Source organism: Anabaena sp. UHCC 0253, assembly GCF_009712085.1.
Lineage (GTDB): Bacteria > Cyanobacteriota > Cyanobacteriia > Cyanobacteriales > Nostocaceae > Dolichospermum.
Map to the genome: position 1 here is coordinate 534,861 of NZ_VILD01000004.1, position 18,383 is coordinate 553,243.

Genomic DNA, 18,383 nt, shown 5'->3' on the forward strand with positions numbered 1-18,383 from the left:
GACTTGATCCAAATAAAATTTATCTGCTTTTGGCAAGTTGAGACTAACTGATGCACAATCAATAATAAACATTAATCCGCCCAAAATCACAAAATGCAAACCACATTCATAAAACCGCGATTAAGCAAACGCAGTCTATTTGGACTTGGGTATTTATCAAATAGTTTTGATTTAGTAACGGGGCTAATAACTAACTGAAAAACACAGCTAGACACCAAAAACCAGCAAGTAGGAGATGCAACGAGCGATCGCTTAACATATTGCCCAAAAACTCAGGCAATTTTTGCGAAACCAATAGTAAACACTATACCATAAAACCGTTCAAATTCATGTCCTGTCACTAAAAACGCTAAACATAATTCTATTAATAATTAAGTTTAGGAAGTTGTCAGTGATGGAGAACACACTTACCATTGATTAATGACTCAACACTCGTAATTAATGATTAACAACTAATGAAAATAGTATTTTTTGGTACTCCTGACTTTGCCGTTCCTACATTACAAAAACTCTTGGACAATAAGGATTTCCAGGTAATGGCAGTTGTCACCCAACCAGACAAACGTCGGGAGCGTGGCAATAAATTAACACCTTCACCAGTTAAAGCTTTAGCTACAGACTATCATATCCCAGTATGGCAACCTGAGAGGGTAAAAAAAGATGTTGAAACCTTAACACAACTCAAGCAGATAGAAGCAGATGTATTTGTCGTTGTTGCTTATGGGCAAATTTTGTCTAAGAAGATGTTAGATATGCCAAAGCTGGGATGTGTTAATGTTCATGGTTCTATTTTACCTCAGTATCGCGGGGCTGCTCCAATTCAGTGGTGTATATGTAACGGAGAAAAAGAAACGGGGATCACAACTATGCTCATGGATAAAGGCATGGATACGGGTGATATGCTGCTTAAAACCACTACACCAATTGCATTACTAGATAATGCTCAGGTTCTAGCGGAAAAGTTATCTATTATTGGTGCAGATTTACTCATCGAAACTTTATACAAACTAGAAAATCAGGAAATCCCACCTATTCCCCAAGATCATACCACAGCCACTTACGCATCTTTGATTCAAAAGCCAGACTATAACTTGAATTGGGAACAAAGTGCTATCCAATTACATAATCAAATTCGCGGATTTTATCCTAACTGTACGGCAACCTTTCGCAACCAACCATTAAAAATAACTGCTACTGTTCCCCTATATCCTGAGTATATTCACGAGTTACCAGAACAACTACAAGACAAAATAAACAAAATACCTGATCTATCAAGCATATCAGGTCAAGTCGCAGCAGTGGTTAATATTATCAAAGGATTAGGAGCAATTGTACAAACAGGGACAGGTTTATTATTGCTGCGAGAAGTGCAACTAACAGGTAAACGTCCCCAGTCAGGATGGGATTTTGTTAATGGTACTCGCTTACAAGTTGGTGAGGTAATTGGTAATGGGTAATGGGTGATTGGTGATTGGTCAGTTGTCCGTTGTCAGTTGTCCGTTGTCAGTTGTCAGTTGTCAGTTGTCCGTTGTCCGTTGTCCGTGGGAAAAACCTTATCCCTGCCCCTCTGCCCCTCTGCCCCTCTGCCCCTCTGCCCCTCTACTCCCCTATCCCTGACTTTCATAGAAACGGCAAGATTTACACGGTCCTTCTGGGTTAACGGCACAGCGAATAATTTCTGAAAGAGCATTAAAGTTACAGGTAGCATCACCTATAATCCAACGTCCCTCAACTAAACTTTTTTCTTCCGGTCTTGTCGCTTTTTGGACGTAGATAGCGATATTGTGTAAACGATAATGTCCTGCTTTCAACTGATACCTATGACAACGTTCTAAAACTGCATAGGTTTGTCCTTCAAAATCAATATAGTTACCCGGTTGAGGTGTCCAATCAAGCTGTAATTTACCAAGAGACTGATGCGAACTTGTCAAAATTACCTCAGTTGGTAAACAATCTGACTCCATAATAAGTTTATGTTATGTAATTTGCATACTTAAAAATAGTATCGCAATATTGTGGTGATATTTTTGCTGCGGTATCTTTAAATAAGATTAAGCAGATATTTTATTTTTAATAAAATTTAATATTTGATCACAACCTGAATAAGACCAATCACTATATAGATTAAAGGTAATAGGTATTATAGATGACCTTGGTGAAAATGACTTTTAATTTACACATCTTTACAATTTGCCACCTTTAGAAATTCCTTCCTTGAGTAAACACCTGATAGCTATGTTGCCGATTATGGCTCAATAAGAGCGATCTTAGTAAATAAATTGTTCAAAGTGTCTATTACATTGTTTAAAGTTATGTAGCCTTTTACTTACAGGCTATCAACCCCTGGGGTAAACTATGCGTTGATTATGATTCTTTCACTCCAGAAGAACACCCGAAAGGAGCAGTTTTTTCAATGTCTCATACCGTAAAAATCTACGACACCTGCATTGGCTGTACACAATGCGTCCGCGCTTGCCCTACTGATGTACTGGAAATGGTCCCTTGGGATGGCTGTAAAGCTGCTCAAGTTGCTGCTTCTCCTCGCACTGAAGACTGTGTAGGTTGTAAGCGGTGTGAAACTGCTTGCCCAACAGACTTTTTGAGCATTCGCGTTTATCTAGGCGCTGAAACAACTCGCAGCATGGGCTTGGCCTACTAAGAATTCCTAAATTCTTGGTGCTTTTAGTGCTGAGGAGTGAGAACAGAAGAAACTTTTAGATTCTTCCCTCGTTCCTCAGCATTTTTGTTGTCAGTTGTCAGTTGTCAGTTGTTAGTTGTCAGTTGTCAGTTGTCAGTTGTTAATAATCAATTACCAATCACCAATCACCAATCACCAATCACCAACCCTTCGGCTACGCTCAGGGCAAGTCACCAATCACCAATCACTAATTTGCTTTTATTTGCTAAAGTGGCTGATCTATTCCAGCAACTATACTTAAAATTTAATCATCCTTCCTTTGATTGGAGTGGTTTAAGCAATGTGCGGAATCGTTGGATATATAGGCACTCAGGCAGCGACAGATATTTTACTAGCTGGACTAGAAAAATTAGAATATAGAGGTTACGACTCGGCGGGAATTGCCACTATTTTGGAAGGTGACGTTCATTGTGTACGGGCTAAGGGTAAATTACTCAACCTGCGTTCTAAACTTGAACAAATCGAAAATCCTGCCCAAATTGGGATTGGTCACACGCGCTGGGCAACTCATGGTAAACCAGAAGAACATAATGCCCATCCTCATTTAGATACGGCGTTGCGAGTTGCAGTGGTGCAGAATGGTATTATTGAGAATTACCGCGAGTTAAGGGAACATCTCAAGGCGCTAGGACATGAATTTCGCTCAGAAACAGATACAGAAGTAATTCCCCATTTGATTGCTGAGTGCTTAAAACATACTCCTGAAAATTCCCTTTCCCCTTCCGTATTTTTAGACGCGGTGAGGGAAGCGGTAAGTAAGTTAGAAGGGGCTTATGCCGTAGCTGCTATTTCCGCAGATTATCCCGATGAATTGATTGTAGTTCGTCAACAAGCGCCTTTAGTTATTGGCTTCGGACAAGGTGAGTTTTTCTGTGCTTCTGATACTCCAGCGATCGTTCCCTATACACGGGCTGTATTGTCCCTAGAGAATGGTGAAATTGCTCGTTTGACTCCTTTAGGGGTGGAAGTCTATAACTTCGCTGGAAATCGCTTGAAAAAGTATCCCCGCACCCTGAACTGGAATCCCATTATGGTGGAAAAACAGGGTTTCAAACATTTTATGCTCAAAGAAATCTATGAGCAACCGGGAGTAGTGCGGGATTGTTTGGAGGCTTATTTTGCAACAGAAGAGAATGCCCAAATAACTGATAAATCACCTGTAAAATTGGGTTTACCAACAGATTTTTACACAGATTTAGAACAAGTTCAAATTGTCGCTTGTGGTACAAGTTGGCACGCTGCATTGGTGGGTAAATACTTATTAGAACAATTGGCGGGAATTCCTACTCAGGTACAGTATGCTTCAGAATTTCGTTATGCACCATCACCGCTAACTGCTAATACTCTGACTATTGGGGTCACTCAATCTGGAGAAACTGCTGATACTTTAGCGGCTTTGTCTATGGAAAAGGAACGCCGTCAAGGTAAAGAAGCTAAGTATCAAGCGCGACTTTTGGGAATTACTAACCGCCCCGAAAGCAGTTTAGGTAATATGGTGGCAAATATTATCAATACTCATGGGGGAATTGAAATTGGTGTTGCAGCCACGAAAACTTTTGTAGCGCAATTGATGGCGTTTTATGCTTTGGCGTTAGATTTAGCCTATCGTCGTCAGATGATTACTTCTCAAAGATTTGAGGAAATTCTCACAGGTTTACGGGAACTACCAGGAGAAATTGAAGCAATTTTAGAAACTCAAGAACGTTATATTGAACATTTGGTACATGACTTTACAGAAACAAAAGATTTTATCTTTATTGGTAGAGGAATTAATTTTCCCATTGCGTTAGAAGGGGCTTTGAAATTAAAAGAAATTAGTTATATTCATGCGGAAGGTTATCCAGCGGGGGAAATGAAACATGGACCAATTGCGTTGTTAGATGCAAAAGTTCCGGTGGTAGCGATCGCTGTTCCTGGTACTGTATATGAAAAGGTGATTTCTAATGCTCAGGAAGCAAAAGCCAGAGATTCCCGGTTAATTGGTGTGACTTCTGTTAAAGATGGTGAAGCGGCGGAAATCTTTAATGATTTGATTCCTGTTTCGCAAGTTGAGGAAATTCTTTCACCTATTCTCACAGTTATACCGTTGCAATTGTTAGCTTATCATATTGCCGCCCGGCGCGGTTTAGATGTAGATCAGCCCAGGAATTTAGCCAAGTCAGTGACAGTTGAATAATGAATGTTTTGCTGATTTATCTATTGTGGAGAAATAATAAAGTTGGAAAATAGATAAAAAAGTTGTACAATTTCTCCTGTGGGTGCATATACTAATCATCCAGAGGAGATTTTTTTTGTATGCAGTATCTTAAAATAGGTAAATTTATTCTACTCTACTCTACTTCTAGCAAATTATATAATTAACTAACTATGAGCGCACCATCTAATATTATTCAACTGGTTGAAAGTTTCCATCAACAAATAGAAGTATATCTTGCTGGTGGGTTAAATGAAACACAAACTAGAATTCAATTTATTGATCCATTTTTTGAAGCATTAGGATGGGATGTTAGAAACCAAGAACAAGCTATTAGTCTTTATCAAGAAGTCATTCACGAAGACAGTTTAAAAATCAGTGATGCGAACAAAGCCAAAGCACCTGATTATAGTTTTCGGATTGGAGGAACTAGAAAGTTTTTTGTTGAAGCTAAAAAACCTGCTATTAACGTTGGAAAAAACATCAGTGCGGCTTTTCAACTGCGACGTTATGGATGGTCTGGTAAATTAATTTTGAGTATTTTAACAGATTTTGAGGAATTTTCAGTTTATGATTGTCGGATCATGCCTAATAAAAATGATCCGGCAGTTACCGCTAGAATTAAGTATTTTCATTATACCGAATATATAGAAAAATGGGATGAAATATATAATATTTTTTCTAAAGAAGCAGTATTAAATGGTGCATTAGAAAAATTTGCAGAAACTAAAATCAAATCAGAAATTACTGTTGATCAAGCATTTTTACAAGAAATTGAACTTTGGCGAGAAAATTTAGCAGCAAATCTTGTATGGCGCAACCCACAAATTCAAGCGAGAGAGTTAAATTTTGCCGTACAGATGACGATTAACAGAATTATCTTTTTACGCATTTGTGAAGATAGAGGAATTGAGCCTTATCAACAGTTATATACTTTATTAAAGTTTGAAAATATTTATCAAGAATTAGGGCGTTTATTTATTAATGCAGATTATCGTTATAATTCTGGATTATTCAATTTTCAAAATGAAAAAGGTAGAGAACAACCGGATGATTTTACAATCAATCTACAAATTGATGATAGCATCTTAAAAGAAATTCTCAGAAAACTCTATCCGCCAGAAAGTCCTTATGAATTTTCTGTAATTCCTGTGGAAATTTTGGGACAAGTTTATGAGCAATTTTTAGGTAAAGTCATTAAAATATCTGCTAGTCGTCAAGCGGTTATTGAAGATAAACCGGAAGTTAGAAAAGCCGGAGGGGTTTATTATACTCCTAGTTATATTGTTGATTATATAGTTAAACAGACTATTGGTAAAATTTTGGCAGGTAAAAAACCAGAAAAAATTCAAGAAATTACAATTCTTGATCCTGCTTGTGGTTCAGGTTCATTTTTAATTGTTGCTTATCAATTTTTACTAGATTGGTATTTACAACAATATTTGCAAAACAAAAAAAATACAAAGATAAATTCTATCAGATATCTAGCAGTAATTGGCGGTTAACATCTTCGGAAAGAAAACGCATTCTATTAACTCATATCTATGGTGTGGATATTGATCAACAAGCAGTAGAAACAAGTAAACTATCTTTATTATTGAAAGTTTTAGAAGGTGAATCTGGGGAAACAATTACTAGACAATTAGAACTTCTCAAAGAACGGGCTTTACCTGATTTAGATCATAATATTCTCTGTGGTAACTCTTTAATAGATGGAGAATTTTATCAAAATATGCAAATGAATTTATTAGACGAAGATACAGCTTATAGAGTTAATGTTTTTGACTGGGAAGCTAATTTTTCGCAAATCATGAAACGTGGGGGATTTGATATCATTATTGGTAATCCTCCTTATATTCGTATTCAAGCATTAAAAGAATGGGCTACTTTGGAAGTAGAATTTTATAAGAAATCTTATATTTCTGCAAATAAAGGAAATTATGATATTTATGTTGTTTTTGTAGAAAAGGGATTAAAGGTTTTAAAAAAAGATGGGCGTTTAGGTTTTATTTTACCGCATAAATTTTTTAATGCTCAATATGGTGAATCTTTGAGGAAAATCATATCTGAAGGTAAAAATTTAGAAAAAATTGTTTATTTTGGAGATCAGCAAGTTTTTCCAAAAGTATCAACCTATACTTGTTTATTATTTTTATCTAAAAATAAAGGAGCAGAAAAAACTTTTATTCAAGTTAATGATTTATCGAAATGGATGCTGAATTGTGATACAGAAGAAGAATGGATAATTAATGCAACTGTATCTGGAGAAAATTGGAATTTTAGTAAAACTGAGCATTCAGAATTTTTGCAGAAATTTCGACAATATCCGTTTACAACTTTAAGCCAAATAACAGCTAATATTTCTCAAGGAATTAGAACCAGTGCAAATGATATCTACGTTTTAGATTTAATTTCTCAAGAAGATAATATTTTTCAAGTCTATTCTAAAGCATTGAATGAGGTAGTACAAATAGAATCTACTTTAATTTCTCGTTTTTTACAAGGAAGGGAAATTAAACCATATCAATTGTTATATTCAAATAAAGTATTAATTATTCCCTATGAATCAACTAATGGAAATATTAATCTGATCAAAGAAGATAAATTGCAGATTCAATTTCCTTTAACCTTTGAATATTTAACTAGAAATAAACAATTTTTAGAAAATCGAGAAAAAGGTAAAATGATTGGTTCAAAATGGTATGCTTACATTTATCCCAAAAATTTAGAATTAATGCAGCAACCTAAAATATTAGTACCAGATATTGCAAATCAATCTTCTTTTGGTTGGGATGAACAAGGAGATTATGCTTTTACAAGTGGTTATGGAATCATCCTTAAAGATCCTGTTCAAGAATCAATTAAATATGTTCTAGGGTTACTGAATAGTAAATTATTAGATTTTTATTTAAAAAAGATTAGTACAATTATGCGCGGAGGGTTTTTCCGCTATTTCACTCAGTTTATTGAACAATTACCAATTAGATTAATTGATTTTTCTAATTCAAAGGAAAAAATCTTCATTATCGAGTAGTTCAACTAGTAGAACAAATGCTAAATCTTCATCAAAGATTGAAGGAAGCACAAACACCTCCAGCGAAAAAAATGATTCAACAACAAATTACAGCTACAGATAGACAAATCAATCAATTAGTCTATGAACTCTATGAATTAACTGATGAAGAGATTGATATTGTGGAGAATAGCTAACATGATGTTTGAAAAATCCTGAGTTATGCTTCAAAATCTTTGAAAACAACCTCTAAAAAATGACCAATTAAATATAAAGAACCGCATAATACAACTTGATTATCTGTGGTAACAAAAGCAGCGTCTAGGGCAGAAAATACATCTGAATAGGTGTGACAAAGTTGTAAATTTGGAGAAATTGATTTTGCTAACTTTGCTAATTCTTCTAAATCTGCTGAATTGCTATCGGGTACTGGCACTAAATATAATTGATCTCCTGGTTTGAGAACTTCCTGAAAAATCTCAGTATGATCTTTAGTAGCCAGCATTCCCATTACCCAAGTTATATTTTGAGTTTTGAGTGTATCTACATAATCACGCAAAACTGTTGCTGAGGCTGGGTTGTGTGCGCCGTCAATGAGTAGTTTATGGTTTTTCCAAGTTATCCATTGCATTCTGCCTGGCCACTTGGTTTTACCCATTCCTTGAATAATAGCTTCCTCGGAAATTTGCCAATTTTGTTTTTGCAAGATTTCCAAAGCTGCTAATGCTAAAGCTGAATTATGTAGTTGGATTTGTCCCTGTAATGCTAAGGGATATTTTATTGTTTCTAGACTTTCGATTTTTTGATATTCTGCCCAATTTTGATTAATTTGATGAGATGGTTGTGGAGTAAAAATTGGGCATTCTAATTCTAGGATACGCGATCGCACAACTTCTTGAGCATCTGCTGGTAATGAACCTACTACCACAGGACATCCCGGTTTGAGAATTCCGGCTTTTTCTCTGGCAATATGGGCTACAGTTGGTCCTAGTTGTTGCCAATGTTCTCGACTGATAGAAGTGATGACTGTTACTAAAGGATGATCACAGACGTTAGTTGCATCTAAACGCCCTCCTAATCCTACTTCAATCACGGCAATATCAACTTGTTGCTGGGCAAAATATAACCAAGCCGCAGCGGTAATGACTTCAAATTGAGTGGGTGATTCTGCTTCTGGGTTAATAGCTGCTTGAATTTGCAGTATTAATTCACACAGTTTATGACTATCAATGGGTTGTTCATTAACACAGATTCGTTCTGTCCAATCAACCAAATGGGGAGAGGTGTAGCGTCCTGTTTTATAACCAGCCTCAGTAAGTACCGCAGACAGGTAAGCACAAACAGAACCTTTCCCATTAGTACCAGCAACATGAATAATCGGCACTTGGTGATGGGGATTTCCCAACTTTGCCAATAAGTTGACAATGCGGGATAATCCCAAATTTACACCAAAATGCTGAAAAGGTTGGAGTAGGGAATTGACGTTCATGGGTGATTGGTGATTGGTGATTGGTGATTGGTGATTGGTAATTGGTAATTGGTAATTGGTAATTTTTCCCTTCTTCCCTTCTTCCCTTCTTTCCTTCTTCCCTGTCACCTGTCACCTGTCACCTGTCACCTAAAATTACGCTTCTCTGCTCAAAAAGTTTTGCACTTGTCTGATAGCAGCAGCGCCGATATTGAAAGCAGCCCAACCAGCAGCGATCGCTACAGGTGCTAGAACAATTACTACACGGTTATCAATGTCCATATCTAGAAACCCTCTCTAAATTAAAAAATCTTAAGTTTTGTCGTTTCAATCCAAAATTACTTCAATTAGTAATTGTCACTCAATTTTTATTGTGATCTCAAGTAGGGAATTTTTTCAAGCTTCTATGTAAAGATTAATTAAATGTCAGTTGTCAGTGGTCAGTTGTTAGTAGTTCGTTGTCAATTGTCCATTGTCAATTGTCAATTATTCATTGCATGAAGCAGGGCTAATTGATAGTATTTTTCGGCGTGTTCGATGAGTTCGGCGATTTCGGTGTTTGTGAGTTGACGGACTACTTTACCGGGAACACCCATGACTAGAGAACCGGGGGGTACATTTTTGGTGACTACTGCACCTGCACCGATAATGCTTCCTGTACCGATTCTTACGCCGTTTAAGATGATTGCACCAATACCGATTAAACTACCACGTTCAACGTGAGCAGAATGGACTACAGCACGATGTCCGATAGTGACATGATCTTCTAAGATTGTGGGAAGACCAGGATCACCATGTAGAATTGCTCCATCTTGAATATTTGTGCATTCGCCAACTTCAATCCGTTCTACATCACCTCTAACCACAGATCCATACCAAACGCTGGATCTGGCTGCTATATTGACAGAACCAATGATTACGGCATTGGCTGCCACAAAAGCAGCTTGAGAAAATATGGCTTTGCCACGCCAGCTATCGGAAAATTTCGAGTCAGAAGAGATAGACACGATAGAATATGGATATGGTACCCAGGAACACTGGAGAAACTCCAACCTTTAGGGCTGGTTGCAAAACCAGAATATCACAACGTTGGCCTGCTTTGGTAACAGCAGTTGTGAGACTTATTCCATGGCACTTTCTCCATTTTTGTGGATCACGGAGCAAGTTATCTAAAGTAGTGGAGTAGAAGTGTAAAGTTAAACCTACTGGTGCTGGTGAAAACAAAACTATGTTTGTACACACTTCATGATAAATCCAGGCTTGCAGTACCCGATATTTGGCCCTGAAATACAGTGTCCTCACTGTCGCCAAACTATTTCCGCATTAACGCTGACGGATACTTATCTCTGTCCCCGTCATGGCGCATTTGAAGCTGAACCCAAAACTGGTGAGTTAGTTCATTTACAGTCTGGTCGTCATTGGCGCAGATGGGATGGTGAATGGTATCGTCAACATACTCACCCTGATGGGATTCGGTTTGAAATTCATGAGGCTTTGGATAAGCTTTATACCCAAGGCTATCGCGCTACTAAGGTAATCATTGCCCAACGTTATCAAGACTTGATGAGTGGTTATTTGGAACGTAGTACACCTTGGCGTTCTGGACAAGGGGAAGCTACGGGGGCGCGATTATATGGTTTACCAGTAGAGTTTAGTCCTGATCCGATTGCAGAACCTTGTTGGGATGTGATTAACTTTGATTTGGATAAGGAACTTGGTGTACCAGTGCGTTACCCATATTTCCGGTTGTTTGAGTAATAGTCGGTAGTCAGTGGTCGGTGGTCAGTGGTAAGAAAGAACTAACAACTGACAACTGTACGGGCGAAGCATTCGGGCGACTAATTATCAATTTTTGTCCAAGGTTATTTTCCGAATGCTTCGCCCCTACGACAATCAACAACTGACAAGATTATGCACCATGCTTCGATTCGGACGGCAAATATCCATCTAGCGATCGCTTTTTATGAGCAGCTAGGGTTCACGGTGGGCGATCGCTTCACTACCGGTTATACTCTAGCTTGCTGGATGGAAGGGTTAGGTGGGAGAATTGAACTCATCCAAATTCCCCAACCCCAACCTGCCCCAGATGCTTTTGATGATGAACATTATGTAGGCTACTATCATCTTTCTTTTGATGTGACTCAGATCACACCAGATTTGCCTACCTGGTTAGAAAGTTTAAGAACACGGTTGGCTGTAGTAGAAAGTTTACCTCCTCTAAAGATTCTTTTAGAACCCACACAGCAGCAAATTGGCGATAACATCTTAGAAGTCACGTTTATCGCTGATTTTGACGGTTTACCTCTGGAATTTATACGGTTTTTAAAGAAATCGGCTTGAACTTACTATTAATGCCTTTTGACTGATATAATATCTTTCCTTTTCAGGTACATTTTTAGTTTCAGTGAGGTGCAGAAACATTTGCCCTATTTTTCTAGTCAAACAGTATATGTAACTTAAATTACATATATCTATTCGCCAAAGATATGTCTTTTTTCTCGATTGCACAACGACATCGCGTTTCTTTAATCATCTTGAGTGTCTGGATAATAGCGGCTTTTGTGTTAAATCATGATGCTGCTTTTAGCCTAGAAGGGGCAGGTTATCCAACCAGTCCCGACAACTCCAACTCGGAAAAATCTCAGAAAACACTAGTTGCTAAGGAAACACCAAATCTCGCCATTACAGCAAATGTGCGGAAAACCGTCTTAGCTAATGGCTTAACTGTTCTTACCAAAGAAGTACATAATGCCCCTGTGGTGACTGTACAAGTATGGTACAAATTTGGTTCAGGTCAAGAAGCACCTGGAGTCAATGGGATTGCTCATCAATTAGAACACATGATGTTTAAAGGAACTAGCGATCGCCCCATTCAATTTGGGCGGTTATTTAGTGCTTTAGGCAGCGATTCTAATGCTTTTACCAGTTATGACCAAACGGCATATTACAACACTGCGGAACGGGATAAACTCACCGCTCTGTTGACATTAGAAGCTGATAGAATGAAAAACTCGCTGATTGATCCTCAAGAATTAATAAGTGAGAAGCGGGTAGTTATTTCGGAATTACAAGGTTACGAAAATAGTCCAGAATATCGGCTAAATCGGGCTGTGATGATGTCCACTTTTCCCAATCACCCCTATAGATTACCAATTGGTGGCACTAAGGCTGATGTAGAAAAATTCACAGTTGAGGAAGTACGGGAATATTACCAAAAATTCTACAGTCCGGAGAATGCTGTCTTGGTAATTGCGGGAGATTTTGACACCGCACCAACTTTAAAAAATGTGGAAAATGTGTTTGGTAAAATCCCCAAACGCCAATATTCACCCCATAATCTGATTACTCCATCACCTTCTCCTAAACCTGTACCTGTCGTCAAATTACAAGAACCAGGGGGAAATCCTCTACTACAAATAATTTACCCACTTCCCCAGATTAATCAACCAGATATTCCCGCTTTGGAAATCATGGATTATATCTTAACTGCGGGTAAAAATTCCTACTTGCATCAGGAGTTGGTAGAATCGGGTTTAGCTAGTAAGGTTTATGGAAATGTTGCGAGTTTACGGGCAGGTGGCTGGTATGAAATATTAGTTACTGGTGTAGGAAATCAGGATTTAAGTAAACTTGATGCAGCGGTAATAAAGGCGTTAACAAAACTTGCTAAAGTCGGTGTGACAACAGAGCAAGTAGAACGAGCAAAAACCCAATTAACAGCCGCAGTTATTTTAAATAACCGTGATATTACCAGTCAAGCCATGCAGTTGGGTAATGATCAAATCACAACGGATAATTACCAATATACAGAACGTCACTTAGTAGATATTCGTAAAGTCCAAACGGCTGATGTGATCAATGTGATCAATAAATATCTACAAACAGAAGCGCGGACAGTCGGATTTTTTGAACCCACAAAACAAACAGAAACAACCCGTGTTTCGACTTCGCTCAACAACCAGAGTTTATCTTATTCAACACCAATAGAAGATAATTCTGTTGTTGATATTGCTGTAGTCTCCGCAGAGGTAAAGAAATATTTACCACCTCTAGATAGATTACCCAAAACTAGAGAAAAAGAAATTCCCCAACAGTTACAATTGGCTAACGGGTTACGAATACTATTGTTACCTGATAGAACTACACCAACAGTCACTTTAAGCGGACATATCAAAGCCGGAACAGAATTTGAGTCAGATGATCAAGGAGGAATAGCGTCTTTGGTGGCGAAAAATCTCATGAATGGGACAAAAACCAAAAATATGCGGACAATTGCTCAAGAATTAGATGCAAAAGGCGCAAATTTGGGATTTGAAACCTATCGTGAAGGTGTAAGGATTCAAGGAAGTAGTTTAGCAGTAGATTTACCAGTTTTGCTGGGAACATTAACAGACGTAATCAGAAATAGTACATTCCCCGTTAAAGAGTTGGAACTCTCCCGTCAACAGGCTTTAACTTCCTTAGATTCAGAGTTAGATGATCCTGATAAAGTCGCAAGTCGCGTTTTTGTTCAGGCCATTTATCCCAAAAAACATCCATTACATACCTTTCCGACTGCGAAAAGTATTCAACAAATTAAACATCAAGATGTGATTGCTTTTAAAAGCCAACATTATCGTCCTGATACCACAGTTTTAGCACTTGTAGGGGATTTTGATGTGAATCAAGTGCGATCGCTCATGCAAGCACAATTGGGGGATTGGCAAGTTAAAGGCAAACCACCAACGGTAAAATATCCCAATGTCAGGATGCCAAAAAACGTAGTCAATGTTAATCCTGTTGTTTCTGGTAAACCCCAAGCAATTACTTATATGGGTTATACCGGGATTAACCGTCAAGATAGACGATTTTACGCTGCCATGATTTTGAATCAAATTTTAGGAGGAGACACCTTATCGAGTAGACTAGGGGCAGAAGTGCGCGATCGCCAAGGACTAACCTACGGAATTTATAGCAATTTCATCACTGGTAAGAATGTAGGGACATTTTTGATTGAAATGCAAACCAGTCCAGAAGACGCAAGAAAAGCAATTTACAGTACCCGCAACCTCCTTAAACAAGTTCATCAACAAGGTGTGACAACACAGGAAGTGGAAACAGCTAAACGTAATTTAATCAGTAATTACAATATTTCTTTAGCCAATCCCGAACAACTCAGTCAAAGAATAGTCATGAATGAAGTTTATGGTTTAAATCAGGTAGAATTGCGATCGTTTATCAGCAAAATAGAGCAAGTCAACCTCAATCAAGTGAATCAAGCCGCCCGTGAATTACTTCACCCTGATAAACTAGTTGTAGTTACAGCAGGTCCACCAATTCTTGCCCAAAAAAGGTGAAATAAAAACCATTAATTCATCCGCTCTTATCTGGGTTCATCTGCGTTCATCTGCGGTTAATCATTCTTAAAATCTGATCCTGTGCAGCTTCATCTTAATTTGGTATTAATCAGGAATAATAGGAATAGGTGTAATTTACAATTATCTATTCAAGCATGAGTAACTTTTTGATTTGCATATTCTCCCTGCTAATGAGTCTGGTAATCATGGGTGCATCTCCAGCAACAGCCGAGAATCTATCTAACAATCTACTAAAACAACCACCTATAGAAATTACGGTCAGCTTGGGTAATGCTGCCAATGAATTGAAATTTGAGCCAAATCAGTTAGAATTTATCTCAGGTAAACGCTACAATCTCAAATTAAATAATCCTAGCCCACAAAAACATTATTTTACAGCAAAAGACTTTGCGGATGCTATTTGGACACAAAAAGTCGAAGCCGGCAACGTAGAAATTAAAGGTGCTATTCACGAATTAGAACTTAAACCAGGTGCAAAAGCAGAATGGGTATTTGTCCCCCTCAAACCTGGTAAATATGCTTTACGATGTACTATACCTGGACACGCAGAAGCTGGTATGAGAGGAGAGATTCTGATTAAGTGAGCAAATCGGAATCAGGATATACAAGATAACTTTTTAACCTGTCACCTGCTATTTGTGTTTCTCTAAAAACGCAAAATACGTTAACTTAAAATATAGATATTTTTCGCAATAAATCTCAACAACGTTACACATAATCGGTCAAGCGCCGCTAATTCCTAAATTTCATGATGAACATTTTCACCAACTTGCTTTCTCAACCAGCCCAGCCAAAACCCGAAAAACGACAACGCCGGGGGATTGAAATTAAATCAGCCCGTGAAATCGAAATTATGCGGCAATCAGCAAAGATTGTGGCAACTGTCCTTAAAGAAATTTCGGAAATAGTTCAGCCAGGAATGACGACGGCTGATTTAGATACTTTTGCCGAAAAACGTATCCGCGAAATGGATGCAACACCTAGTTTTAAAGGATATCACGGCTTTCCAGCCTCCATTTGTTCCAGCATTAACAATGAAGTTGTGCATGGAATTCCTAGCCCTAAAAAAGTAATTCGCACGGGAGATGTTTTAAAAGTAGATACAGGTGCTTTTTATCAAGGTTTTCATGGTGATTCCTGTATTACTATCGCTGTGGGTAGTGTGACAAGTGAGGCCGCGAGACTGATTAAAATAGCTGAAGAATCTTTATATAAAGGCATTGAACAGGTAAAAGCTGGTGTCCACCTCAAGGAAATAGCAGGTGCAATTGAAGACCATGTAAAAGCCAATGGGTTTACAGTGGTGGAACAATTTACTGGTCATGGTGTAGGTAGAAATTTACACGAAGAACCGGCAGTTTTTAACTATCGGACTCGTGATATCCCCAATGTAAAATTACGTTCAGGAATGACTTTAGCAATTGAACCAATTTTAAATGCTGGTTCTAAAAATACCAGAATTTTAGCTGATAGATGGACTGCGGTAACAGTTGATAATGCTTTATCTGCTCAGTTTGAGCATACTGTATTAGTGACAGATAGTGGTTATGAAATTCTCACTGATAGAACTCATCTTTAACATAATTAATGCACCCTACAAAATCAGTGATCGCTTACAGCAGTGCGCTATTTTGTAGGATATGTTGTAAAATAAATACCCATAAGGAAAGTGCGTTACATTTCATTAACCCACCCTACAAGAATAGCAGCACTTTAAGCAAAAGCTCAAATTGTAACATTGCAAAGTATATAAAGAACAGCAACCTTGTATGTCAATCATTAATATTACGGAATATTAAAATACAGGACTTACGCAACTGGCACAGGCGATCGCTATATTATAGTATTTTTGTACTGAAACAAGTGACACAACTGGCACAAATAGTGGGCGGGCTTCGCGGGAGCAAAGCGACACATTGAATCAAACCAAACACATAGAAATACTTGGGCGTTTGAGTTGCTCAATTAAATAATTAGAAAGCAATTTCTGCTTGATTTGATAAATAGTTTGACCAGTTCTATAGGCTAAATTCTTTAACCTAACCCAAACCAACATAGCACAAGCAATATGATTTAGTTGCAGTCTAGCTTTACGACATTGACAAGATTCAATGCCTGTTAATTGTTTAATTTCCCGATGAAACTCCTCTATTTTCCAACGAATTTTACACACCTGTTGTACAACATCCGTAGAACTTTGAGATAAATCGTTAGTTACGACGTAATCCGTTCTGTTGGTAGAAACAGTAACCCGGAATAGTTTCACTTTTTTATTAGCGGGAAAACCTTTAATTTTTATTATTTTACCACATTCTAATTCTTCTTCACTCCATTGTAATAATTCAATACGTTTATATTTTTCTTTGCCAAAAGTATCATCAACTAAACGATTATTCTTTAAAGGACAATAATAAATTTTATCTAGACTATCAATATAAAGCATCAGATTGTGTACCGCATACCATGTATCCATCAAAACGGTATCAAATGGTAAAAGCTTATGATACACAAGGTTTTGCAGCATGTCTTTAACATGGTCTATCTTGGTTTTACCGTCTGCATCAGGATTAAAAATACGGTAATCTACTACCCAAAATCTTTGAAGGTTAGGATTCACATATACACAGCTGACAACACCAATTCCTTTGAGTACACCATGTTCATTACCACTGTATTGTCTCCTGACTATTTCAATTTCTTTAGAATACCTTTTATCTAAGATACTATCATCAAATATAACGTAACCGTTATCATCAGTCATAATTACATCTTTAACATTATCCCAAAGTAAACGAGGTGTTAACTTTGCATTTTTCAAATAGTAGTTAATTTGATCATGACTAATATTTTCTAAATGCTCTGCCAAGTTAGTAATAGTATAGTTAATTTGGCTACTTAGCAGATATTGGCAATAATCTAACTTAGTAAATTTCATATTAACTCAGAATTGATAATTCATGGTCTTGATTATTTTACCATGTCAGGAATAATCGGATTTTTATTATTTATGATCTTTGTGATTAAAAATATATTTTAATAATTGCAAAATTGGCTTTTTACTGGAGTTTAGTCGAAGGCGCGACGCTTCCGTCGCACCGAGACTGATTGTGCCAGTTATGTTACTTATTATAATACAATAATACTATTATATAGCGATCGCCTGTGCCAGTTGCGTAAGTCCTGGTTTACTCAAAGAATTAATAGAGTTAAAAATTATGCCAGATCCTCGTGCTAAAGAAATGGCAGATGTAGCTTTAGCAGTGATTAAATTAATTCTACTCCTGAAGATATAGTGAAAATTACAGGAGAAAATAATTATTAAGAATTGGATTTTGGAAGGAGAAAGAGAAATCTAAAACTAAAAAAGATACTCAGAATGATCAACAAACTAGAAATAAAAATCAAAATTCAGTAGGTGATAATAAAGACTATTGAAGCTCCCTTTTTTATCTAAAACTAATTTTTCATCCTCAAACTAAAAATGCTATCAGAACGCTTTACCCAAGCCCTTACCTACGCCCACGAACTCCACGCCACCCAAAAACGCAAAGCTAGTGAGATTCCCTATGTCACCCATTTACTAGGAGTAGCCAGCATTGCCTTAGAATATGGTGCAAATGAAGATGAAGCGATCGCTGCCCTCTTACATGATG

The 18,383-nt window shown here is 37.4% G+C and carries 17 protein-coding genes; 12 read left to right on the plus strand and 5 right to left on the minus strand.

Features of this window, described 5'->3' with window-relative positions:
- Positions 1-455: 455 nt before the first annotated feature.
- A complete protein-coding gene (fmt, locus tag FJR38_RS14100; RefSeq protein ID WP_168537685.1) occupies positions 456-1,457 on the plus strand; it encodes a methionyl-tRNA formyltransferase in 1,002 nt (333 codons plus the stop codon).
- Positions 1,458-1,607: 150 nt separating this feature from the next.
- Here the strand turns inward: fmt and FJR38_RS14105 are convergent, their stop codons facing one another.
- Positions 1,608-1,964, minus strand: coding sequence for a DUF6464 family protein (locus FJR38_RS14105; RefSeq protein ID WP_168537687.1), 357 nt, complete (start codon positions 1,962-1,964; stop codon positions 1,608-1,610).
- Positions 1,965-2,413: 449 nt separating this feature from the next.
- Between FJR38_RS14105 and psaC the strand changes: the two genes are divergently transcribed.
- From psaC to FJR38_RS28545, 5 genes are all read left to right on the plus strand, one after another.
- Positions 2,414-2,659, plus strand: a complete 246-nt coding sequence (gene psaC, locus FJR38_RS14110) for a photosystem I iron-sulfur center protein PsaC (protein ID WP_015080270.1) — start codon at positions 2,414-2,416, stop codon at positions 2,657-2,659.
- A 319-nt stretch (positions 2,660-2,978) separates the two neighbouring features.
- Positions 2,979-4,874, plus strand: coding sequence for a glutamine--fructose-6-phosphate transaminase (isomerizing) (glmS, locus tag FJR38_RS14115; protein ID WP_168537689.1), 1,896 nt, complete (start codon positions 2,979-2,981; stop codon positions 4,872-4,874).
- 191 nt (positions 4,875-5,065) lie between these two features.
- Entirely contained in the window at positions 5,066-6,397 is a 1,332-nt protein-coding gene (locus tag FJR38_RS28535) for an N-6 DNA methylase (RefSeq protein ID WP_254449462.1), read from the plus strand.
- Entirely contained in the window at positions 6,316-7,926 is a 1,611-nt protein-coding gene (locus tag FJR38_RS28540) for an Eco57I restriction-modification methylase domain-containing protein (protein WP_254449463.1), read from the plus strand. The genes FJR38_RS28535 and FJR38_RS28540 overlap by 82 nt, the downstream gene beginning before the upstream one ends.
- Before the next feature lie 17 nt (positions 7,927-7,943).
- Positions 7,944-8,102, plus strand: a complete 159-nt coding sequence (locus FJR38_RS28545) for a hypothetical protein (RefSeq protein WP_254449464.1) — start codon at positions 7,944-7,946, stop codon at positions 8,100-8,102.
- Positions 8,103-8,125: 23 nt separating this feature from the next.
- Here the strand turns inward: FJR38_RS28545 and FJR38_RS14125 are convergent, their stop codons facing one another.
- The 3 genes from FJR38_RS14125 to FJR38_RS14135 form a co-directional block, all read right to left on the minus strand.
- The gene (locus tag FJR38_RS14125; protein ID WP_168537764.1) at positions 8,126-9,394 is read right to left on the minus strand and encodes a folylpolyglutamate synthase/dihydrofolate synthase family protein; all 1,269 of its coding nucleotides are present in this window, start codon (positions 9,392-9,394) and stop codon (positions 8,126-8,128) included.
- A 135-nt stretch (positions 9,395-9,529) separates the two neighbouring features.
- Complete coding sequence (locus FJR38_RS14130) at positions 9,530-9,655, minus strand: photosystem II protein Y (RefSeq protein WP_168494018.1); 126 nt, start codon at positions 9,653-9,655, stop codon at positions 9,530-9,532.
- Between the two features lie 200 nt (positions 9,656-9,855).
- Positions 9,856-10,380: a gamma carbonic anhydrase family protein gene (locus tag FJR38_RS14135; protein ID WP_371418209.1), complete on the minus strand. Its 525-nt coding sequence runs from the start codon at positions 10,378-10,380 to the stop codon at positions 9,856-9,858.
- Between the two features lie 238 nt (positions 10,381-10,618).
- Between FJR38_RS14135 and FJR38_RS14140 the strand changes: the two genes are divergently transcribed.
- The 5 genes from FJR38_RS14140 to map all read left to right on the plus strand — a co-directional run bounded on the left by FJR38_RS14140 (position 10,619) and on the right by map (position 16,309).
- The gene (locus tag FJR38_RS14140) at positions 10,619-11,131 is read left to right on the plus strand and encodes a TIGR02652 family protein (RefSeq protein WP_168494020.1); all 513 of its coding nucleotides are present in this window, start codon (positions 10,619-10,621) and stop codon (positions 11,129-11,131) included.
- Positions 11,132-11,284: 153 nt separating this feature from the next.
- Positions 11,285-11,713 carry a VOC family protein gene (locus tag FJR38_RS14145; RefSeq protein WP_168537691.1) on the plus strand — a complete coding sequence of 143 codons (429 nt, stop codon included), beginning with the start codon at positions 11,285-11,287 and terminating at the stop codon, positions 11,711-11,713.
- Between the two features lie 146 nt (positions 11,714-11,859).
- Positions 11,860-14,709, plus strand: coding sequence for a pitrilysin family protein (locus tag FJR38_RS14150; RefSeq protein WP_168537693.1), 2,850 nt, complete (start codon positions 11,860-11,862; stop codon positions 14,707-14,709).
- Positions 14,710-14,900: 191 nt separating this feature from the next.
- A complete protein-coding gene (locus FJR38_RS14155; protein WP_371418210.1) occupies positions 14,901-15,314 on the plus strand; it encodes a cupredoxin domain-containing protein in 414 nt (137 codons plus the stop codon).
- 167 nt (positions 15,315-15,481) lie between these two features.
- On the plus strand, positions 15,482-16,309 hold the full coding sequence (gene map, locus FJR38_RS14160; protein WP_168537766.1) for a type I methionyl aminopeptidase: 828 nt from the start codon (positions 15,482-15,484) through the stop codon (positions 16,307-16,309).
- 342 nt (positions 16,310-16,651) lie between these two features.
- Here the strand turns inward: map and FJR38_RS14165 are convergent, their stop codons facing one another.
- Entirely contained in the window at positions 16,652-17,665 is a 1,014-nt protein-coding gene (locus FJR38_RS14165; protein ID WP_168537697.1) for a transposase, read from the minus strand.
- 546 nt (positions 17,666-18,211) lie between these two features.
- On the opposite strand from FJR38_RS14165, the gene FJR38_RS14170 reads away from it, so the two are divergent.
- Positions 18,212-18,383: HD domain-containing protein (locus FJR38_RS14170; protein WP_168537699.1), on the plus strand; the 172-nt coding region annotated here is incomplete at its 3' end.

Coding starts and splice junctions, on each gene's coding strand:
- fmt (WP_168537685.1), top strand. CDS start 456: ATGAAAATAGTATTTTTTGGTACTCCTGACTTTGCCGTTCCTACATTA.
- FJR38_RS14105 (WP_168537687.1), bottom strand. CDS start 1,964: ATGGAGTCAGATTGTTTACCAACTGAGGTAATTTTGACAAGTTCGCAT.
- psaC (WP_015080270.1), top strand. CDS start 2,414: ATGTCTCATACCGTAAAAATCTACGACACCTGCATTGGCTGTACACAA.
- glmS (WP_168537689.1), top strand. CDS start 2,979: ATGTGCGGAATCGTTGGATATATAGGCACTCAGGCAGCGACAGATATT.
- FJR38_RS28535 (WP_254449462.1), top strand. CDS start 5,066: ATGAGCGCACCATCTAATATTATTCAACTGGTTGAAAGTTTCCATCAA.
- FJR38_RS28545 (WP_254449464.1), top strand. CDS start 7,944: ATGCTAAATCTTCATCAAAGATTGAAGGAAGCACAAACACCTCCAGCG.
- FJR38_RS14125 (WP_168537764.1), bottom strand. CDS start 9,394: ATGAACGTCAATTCCCTACTCCAACCTTTTCAGCATTTTGGTGTAAAT.
- FJR38_RS14130 (WP_168494018.1), bottom strand. CDS start 9,655: ATGGACATTGATAACCGTGTAGTAATTGTTCTAGCACCTGTAGCGATC.
- FJR38_RS14140 (WP_168494020.1), top strand. CDS start 10,619: ATGATAAATCCAGGCTTGCAGTACCCGATATTTGGCCCTGAAATACAG.
- FJR38_RS14145 (WP_168537691.1), top strand. CDS start 11,285: ATGCACCATGCTTCGATTCGGACGGCAAATATCCATCTAGCGATCGCT.
- FJR38_RS14150 (WP_168537693.1), top strand. CDS start 11,860: ATGTCTTTTTTCTCGATTGCACAACGACATCGCGTTTCTTTAATCATC.
- FJR38_RS14155 (WP_371418210.1), top strand. CDS start 14,901: ATGAGTCTGGTAATCATGGGTGCATCTCCAGCAACAGCCGAGAATCTA.
- map (WP_168537766.1), top strand. CDS start 15,482: ATGAACATTTTCACCAACTTGCTTTCTCAACCAGCCCAGCCAAAACCC.
- FJR38_RS14165 (WP_168537697.1), bottom strand. CDS start 17,665: ATGAAATTTACTAAGTTAGATTATTGCCAATATCTGCTAAGTAGCCAA.